Consider the following 6,565-nt stretch of genomic DNA (forward strand, 5'->3'; position numbering starts at 1 on the left):
CCTCATTTTGAGGAAGAAAATTCGGTGCATCAACTATAAGCTCGTAAGTATCTTCACTACCAAAGGTGATCTGGTAACCACGGGTACTGTTGAAATTAACAGGATATTGATAGTTCCAATCATCTCCATCCCAGTGCATGTACGGATCCCACTCATCCCAGACCTCAATATGGTTATGGTAAGTCAAGGGGTCAAGCACATCCTGCCCGGATTGATTACCATTAGCATCTCTGTTCCAGAGAACGGGGAAAGATTCCCAGTAGAATTCGCGTCCTTGAAAGACCTTATGATAGCCGTTCGGTGGATAGTTATGGATTTCCGGCTCTACCTGCCACTGCAGATAGGGATAGGTAGTATAATCGGTCATCGCCCAGGTATCTGCAAAATCCCAGTTGGTGTAAATAGTGTTATCCAATACCATATCTACCGTTACAGCTTCGGTACCCCCGTCGGAGTCCTCCTGCCCGGAAGTAACTATGTCCCAGTAACTGTTGGTTGTAGTTGCTTCAACATTTTGTACTCCTATTAAACCACCAACATTACTATCACCTATGACAATAGATGAACTATAGCTATTAACTACCCCAGAATTAAACCAGTTAAGTCCAACCAATCCACCTGTTGCGTATCTATTGCCATAGACTTGAGAAGAACTGTAGCAATTTTCTATCAAGGAATAAGCATTATTAAACCCAACTATACCACCAACAGTAATATCTCCTATAACTATCCCAGTACTATAACTCTTTATGACTGAAGAATAAGAAAAGTTATGTCCAGTAATACCTCCAATGTTACGATAACCATAGACAATTCCTTCACTCTTGCATTTTCTTATTATCGAATGATTTTGATTCAATCCTGATATACCTCCGACTTCTCCAACTTCCCTTCCAGAACCATAAACATTTACCAAACTGAAACATTGCTCAGTCAATGTTTCTCCGTAGCTAACTCCAATAATTCCACCAATTGTTTCATAGCCGGTTACCGTACCTTCACTGGTTATATTTTTAACAATGCCATGCCACCAATTCAAGCCCACAAGACTACCAACAGCTATATATCCTGTTACATTAACATTAACTAATGTTATGTTATTTAAAGTACTATTATATATGGCTCCGAATAATCCTTGGAAAACTTCATTTGGTCGGTTTATATATAGATTATGAATTGAAAACCCATTTCCATCAAATGATCCCATAAACATACAATCAATCATATGCCCACCAATAAATGTCCCAATCGGTTCCCATCCTTGGTTCTCGGTCCAAGGCGGTACTCCCAAATCGATATCTGCTGTCTGCTGAAAATGAGAATTCAGATAACCTCTTATAAGATTAAGTTGAATAGCTGACTGAATTTGGTATGGGTCGTTTTCTGTACCGGAACCTAAAAAGGGATATGGAATGGTATCGCAAGGTGCTCTTAGTAGATAAGGGTAACCTTTATGAAAATGATTAACATCTTCAACCCATCTGTAAACAAAATCCCAATCAACATAAGTACCGGGGTCATAAGGATAAGTCATCTCATTGGTACTCCTTCCTTGACCACCGGCAGAATCTTGTTGACCGGTGGTTTCAATATCCCAATAACTTTTTGTTACCGTACCATTGCCATAACCGATAAGTCCTCCAGGATTGTCTTTACCTTTGACCTTACCAGTAGCGTAACAGTTTATAATCGAACCTCCATCATAACTTCCCAACAAGCCGCCAATGTTTTTTTCACCGTCAACATCTCCCGTAGCATAGCAATTTTTAATGACTCCTACATCTTTATAACCGATTATACCTCCGACATTTAAATTGCCCCTGACAGTTGTAAAAGCGTAACTCTCAACTATTTCTCCTTGTTCAAAAAGACCGATCAACCCACCGACATTACCCTTTCCTTCAACGGATCCTGTTGCATAACTGAGGACTAAAGTACTTTCTTCACTATAACCTGTTATACTACCGGTGTTATCTCTTCCCACTATCGATATGTCAATCAGCCTTATGCCACCTAATGTAGCTCCAACAACATTACCAAAAAGACCGATATCGTCTAGAGACGGTCTATTAATTACAAGATTTGATATAGAGAAACCGCTTCCGAGATAAGTACCGGTAAAATATTTTATTGGTTCCCAGCCCTGACCTCCGGCATAACCACTCAGGTCGATATTATCAATCTGTTTGAAATAAGCATCTGGATATTCTCTCACATAATTTAGCTGCTCGGCATCTTCTACAAGAAAGGGATTTTCTTCACTACCATCTCCACCGGCGAATTGGGAATGAGCAGCATTAACGGATAAAACAAAGATAAGTCCTATAAGGACTACCAGTACAAATTGCTTTCTATTAAACATTTTTCCTCCAAAAAAAAATTTGGTTTGATCAGATCATCCTGTATTTCCGATCCGGCTGCGGGATAAAAACGCTAACCACAGCAATACTCAGTCTGTAAGATAGATTTAAAGTCCCTCTGCCTAAATTCAGAGAGACAGGGGAGGAATGTATTTATTATGGTCAGAAAGTTCCGTTGTGGTATTAATGAAGAGATCTTCAGCGAGCAAAGCATAGCGTAATCCTATATACGACAATAAATTACGTGAGGGGGGGATAATTCTCCCTGCCTCTGTTTAATGTCCATAATAGATCCCTTTGTTTTCTTCACATTCGGGTTTCGAAGTAGAAACAAGTAAAAATTATCAAGGTGCTTTTGCAAATTAGGGTGCTAAATATCCAACACCGATAAAAATAACAGAGTATTATTTCGTCAAGCTATATTAATAACCATACAGGACGGTAAGCATTAATAGTATTTACCCTTTTCCACCAAATTTTTCATGACTTTTCTTCATTTTGTCATCCTGAGTGTTCTGACCTTTTCATCTTGCTTTGCTTTGGGCAGAACATATCGAACCGAGGAAAGTGCTTCCGTGTGGCTGCTTCCGAGCTCGACGAAGTCAACTCCTTTGTTGGCTTTGTGGCTGCTTCCGAGCTCGACGAAGTCAACTCCTTTGTTGGCTTTGTGGCTGCTTCCGAGCTCGACGAAGTCAACAAAGGATGAAATACAAAGGCAGTTCATGTTTTCTTCCCCCTTCGATACAACACTTGGCAAGCAAAAGCAAGATGCACTTCCAAGTGTCACTCAGGGTGACAACTTCACAGACTAAAGTCTATGTTACAGTTATTTCCCTCTCTCCTCCATGCTATCCCTTCCACTGGTTTTTTAACTAGTCACTCTTTTCATCTTTGCTTGCTTCTCCTTCCTCCGGTTATTCACTAGTAACTAGTAGCTGGTAACTAGTAACTTTTTTTCTCTCCCTACTATTCCTCCCGCTGGAGCGTCTCAATCTTTTCCTCCGTGTCCTCTGTGTACTCCGTGCCTCCGTGGTCAAATTTTCTTCTTCTTGCTATCCTTCCGCTGGAGCGTCTCATTTTAATCTGTGTTCATCTTTTTTTAATCTGTGTCCATCAGTGGACAATGCTTGCTATTCTTCCAATGGACTTGCTTCGCTTCCCCTGGCTTTTTCTACTTACTACCTACTTTTTTAACTCCCTGCTATTCCTTCCGCTGGAGCGTCTCATTTTAATCTGTGTTCATCTTTTTTTAATCTGTGTCCATTCGTGGACGATGCTTGCTATCCTTCGCAGAGGCAGAAATTTCATTGACTTATATCAGAAACACCAAAAATAGTCGTAGTTATAAAGTAGAGGACGTGAAAAAAGGACAGAGTTTATGGGAAGTATCAAAGCAGAAGAACTAAAAGAAAAGAAATGGCATAGTTTGAGCTCAGAAGAGGTTGTCAAAGCGCTACAGACATCAACAGAAGAAGGATTGACTCAAGAAGAGGTTAAAAAACGTCTGGAAACTTTCGGCAAGAACATCTTACCGGAAGGTAAAAAACGCAGCACCTTGGTAAGATTTTTGATCCAATTTCATAACATCTTGATCTATTTGCTCTTAGCCGCAGCTGTTATTACTGCTTTGATGGATCATTGGATCGACACCTTCGTCATTCTGGCAGTTGTCATCATCAATGCCTTGATCGGTTTTATTCAGGAAGGGAAGGCAGAGAAAGCGATCGAGGGTATCAAAAAAATGCTTTCCTTAGAAGCAACTGTTATCAGAGAGAACCACCGCAAGAAGATAGATGCCGAAGAATTGGTGCCGGGTGATCTTGTAATACTCAGTTCAGGTGACAAGATCCCTGCCGATATAAGAATCTTGTCTGCTAAGAATTTTCGGGTTGAAGAATCACCATTGACCGGCGAATCAACCGATGTAAACAAGAAACCGGATGAAGTTGATGAGGGAGCAGGTCTCGGGGATCGTCACAATATGGCATTTTCCGGAACTATGGTGACGAGTGGTGAAGCTACCGGAGTGATTGTTGCTACCGGAGAGAACACTGAGATCGGCAAGATTTCCCAAATGATCTCGGAAGTAGAAGAGATCACAACCCCTCTCTTACAAAAGATACACCGTTTTGGGAAATGGCTCTCCATCTTCATAGTCACCTTCGGTTTATTGGTCTTCTCTTTTGGTTACTTATTCAGAGATTTCACCATAGTCGAATTGGTTATGGCTGTCATCGGGCTTGTAGTTGCTTCGATCCCTGAGGGATTACCTGCTATTATGACCATAACTCTGGCTATCGGTGTACAGAAAATGGCTCAACGTCATGCGATAATCAGACGACTTCCTTCGGTTGAGACGCTTGGTGCAGTTAGTGTTATCTGTTCCGACAAAACAGGCACTCTGACCCGCAATGAGATGACCGCCAAGACGATCATAACAGCTGAAGAGCTCTATGAAGTCGAAGGATCGGGTTACAAGCCGGAAGGTAAAGTCAGCAAAGACGACAAAGATGTCGATCTGCCAAAAGAACCTGTTTTGGAAAAACTCACCAAAGCTATCAAAGCTTGTAATAATGCCGAGATCTCCCAAGAAAAGGGGGGAGAATGGAAACTGGTCGGCACACCTACCGAAGGTGCCTTGATCACTCTTTCTTATAAATTAGGAATGGAAGAATTCAATCCCAAAAGACTCGATGTGATCCCCTTTGATTCCGAGCATAAATTCATGGCTACCCTGAATGAGACAAAAGAAGACCGTTATATTTACGTAAAGGGTGCTCCCGAAAAGCTGCTGGAAATGTGCAAAAAACAGCTCACTCTTGATGGAGAGAAAGAGATAGATAAATCTTACTGGAAGGGAAAGTTCGAATCACTGGCAGAGAAAGGTGAACGACTGATAGGGGTTGCCTACAAAGAAGCCGGTAAAGACCAAACCACACTCGATGTGAAAGATATCCAGGACGATCTGATCATGCTCGGATTTGTCGGTATCATAGACCCACCCCGGGAAGAGGTGAAGCGTGCGATCGAAGAATGCAAAGAGGCGGGGATCAGAGTTATCATGATCACGGGTGACCATGCTATAACAGCTAAAGTCATCGCAGCAGAACTTGGAATAGATGTGGAAAACGGTGTTATCACCGGATCGGAACTGGAAGAGATGGACGATGAAGAGTTGAAAAAGATTGCCAAAGACCATGATGTCTTTGCCAGAACTTCACCGGAACACAAGTTACGGCTCGTTAAAGCGTTGCAAGCCAACAATCTGCTCTGTGCCATGACCGGTGACGGAGTCAACGATGCCCCGGCATTGAAGCGCGCCAATATCGGCATAGCTATGGGTATCAAAGGGACAGAAGTAGCCAAAGATGCCTCTGGAATGATCCTGACCGATGATAACTTCGCTTCGATCGTCAATGCTGTAGAAGAGGGGAGAACGGTCTATGATAATATCCGCAAAACTATCCTTTTTCTCTTACCGGCAAATGGGGCAGAGGCGACCGTATTGATCGCAGCGATCATCTTCGGATTGACTCTCCCGATCACCCCTGTGCAAATTTTATGGGTCAATATGGTCTCCGCTGTAACTTTGGCGTTAGCTCTCTCCTTTGAGCCGATGGAGCAGAAAGTAATGAAGCTACCCCCAAGAGATCCCGATAGATCAATAATTGGCGGATTTTTTATTTGGCGGGTAATGTTCGTATCACTCCTCAGTGGTGGCTTGACTTTTCTGCTCTTTATGAGAAATTATCAGAATGGAACCTACGACATTGAAACGGCGAGAACGATAGCTGTCAATATGCTCGTTGCTTGTCATTTCTTTTATCTATTCACCTGTCGTAAACTCTATGAATCAACCTTTAGCAAGAGTTTCTTTGATAACAAGATCGTCTTTGTTTCCGTCGGGGCACTGATAATTCTGCAATTGCTATTCACTTATCTCCCCTTTATGAATAATCTCTTTGGAACAACGGGACTTATCTTAAGATACTGGAGATATCCTCTCATAGCCGGTCTGATGGTCTTATTACTGGTCGAGGTTGAGAAATTAATCGTCAGGAAAATCAAGAGATAATTGCTTATAAAAATTAAAACCCTCTGTTTATGCGGGTTTCCTACCGTTTACCTATAGGGAGGAGCGTAGTCGGCTCGGGCTAACTACGCTCCTTCTCATTGATACACTAAAAGTAAGTCTAATCTTTAAT

Annotated in this window: 3 protein-coding genes; 1 reads left to right on the forward strand and 2 read right to left on the reverse strand. The window is 42.0% G+C overall.

From position 1 onward, the window contains the following. Positions 1-2,362 (reverse strand): hypothetical protein (locus K0B81_09600; protein ID MBW6516846.1); only part of this gene is annotated, 2,362 nt, incomplete at its 3' end. 491 nt (positions 2,363-2,853) lie between these two features. Then, on the reverse strand, positions 2,854-3,117 hold the full coding sequence (locus tag K0B81_09605) for a hypothetical protein (GenBank protein ID MBW6516847.1): 264 nt from the start codon (positions 3,115-3,117) through the stop codon (positions 2,854-2,856). A gap of 621 nt (positions 3,118-3,738) precedes the next feature. On the opposite strand from K0B81_09605, the gene K0B81_09610 reads away from it, so the two are divergent. Next, complete coding sequence (locus K0B81_09610; protein MBW6516848.1) at positions 3,739-6,435, forward strand: cation-transporting P-type ATPase; 2,697 nt, start codon at positions 3,739-3,741, stop codon at positions 6,433-6,435. Positions 6,436-6,565: the final 130 nt, after the last annotated feature.

The sequence above is a fragment of the Candidatus Cloacimonadota bacterium genome (genome assembly GCA_019429305.1).
GTDB lineage: Bacteria > Cloacimonadota > Cloacimonadia > Cloacimonadales > JAJBBL01 > JAHYIR01.